A 1,129-nucleotide genomic window follows, 5' to 3' on the forward strand; every position below is an offset into this window, starting at 1 on the left:
ATTTCTACGCTAATAAGCGTAATCCCTCATTTTTAATATTGATTGCAGAATTGTGGTCACGGTCTAGCACAAAACCACAAGAACAATGGTATGTACGTTCAGACAAGGACATTTTCTTTTTCGTACCACAGTATGAGCATTTCTTAGTGGAAGGAAACCATTTATCTATTTTGATAAGTTGTTTCCCTTGTTCTTTTAGCTTGTACGCTAAGAAAGTAGTGAACATACCCCATCCGTTATCGTGAACGCTTTTTCCAAAGTTGAGGGCTTTTGACATACCTTTCATGTCTAAATCCTCAATAATCACAGCGTCATAGGTTGTTGCTAATTCTTTTGATTGATGGTGAAGGAAGTTCTTACGTTGATTGGCTATTTTTTCATGCAATTTAGCTACTTTCAAACGTTGTTTTTCCCAACGTGCAGAACCTTTCTTTCTACGAGATAAGATGCGTTGTTCTTTTGCTAATTTGTCTAATGATTGTCGATAAAAACGTGGATAATTGGCTTTCTTACCTTGTTCACTTTCGACATATAGACCATTCATAGCAAAATCTAGCCCAACAACTTTCTGAATGGACACGGGTTTAATTTCCTTCTCGTATTCTGTCAAAATCGAAATATAGTATTTACCTGTTTTTGTTTTAGAAATCGTACAAGATTTTAATTTATAATCCGTAGGGATTTCTCGATGTTGCTTGATTTTTACTAATTTCAGTTTAGGTAATTTGATATAACCATCTTGCAATTCGATATTTCCGTTCACTCGATTGGTTGTATAAGACTGTTTTGTCTTACGGTTTTTGAACTTTGGAAATTTCGCATTGCCTTCAAAAAAATACTTATATGCCTTTTGTAAATTCATTTGTGCATTTGCTAAAGCTAAAGAATCCACTTCTTTTAGGAATGGAAATTCTTTTTTATACTTAGCTGGGGTAGGGAACTTTTGCTTTTTAAGTTTCTCTTTGTCGTCTTTAAATTTCTCATACATTTCTTGTCTTTCCGCAAGCATCTTATTGTAGGCAAAGCGAACACAACCAAATGTTTTGGCTAATAGTATTGCTTGTTCTTTATTTGGTAGTAAACGGAATTTGAAAGATTTATTTTGTTTAGTCATATCAATTCACCTCGC

General features: G+C 34.0%; 1 protein-coding gene. It reads right to left on the minus strand.

Annotation, left to right across the window (positions count from 1 at the left end; translation table 11 throughout):
• Nucleotides 1–4: 4 nt before the first annotated feature.
• Nucleotides 5–1,114: an RNA-guided endonuclease TnpB family protein gene (locus tag CH76_RS13310; protein ID WP_036147409.1), complete on the minus strand. Its 1,110-nt coding sequence runs from the start codon at nucleotides 1,112–1,114 to the stop codon at nucleotides 5–7.
• Between the last annotated feature and the right edge of the window lie 15 nt (nucleotides 1,115–1,129).

Origin of the sequence: Lysinibacillus sp. BF-4, assembly GCF_000743635.1 — a bacterium.
In the GTDB taxonomy this organism is placed as follows: domain Bacteria; phylum Bacillota; class Bacilli; order Bacillales_A; family Planococcaceae; genus Metalysinibacillus; species Metalysinibacillus saudimassiliensis.

What these genes read in the sequence shown, in the direction of transcription:
- CH76_RS13310 (WP_036147409.1), bottom strand. Translation starts at nt 1,114, where the DNA reads ATGACTAAACAAAATAAATCTTTCAAATTCCGTTTACTACCAAATAAA.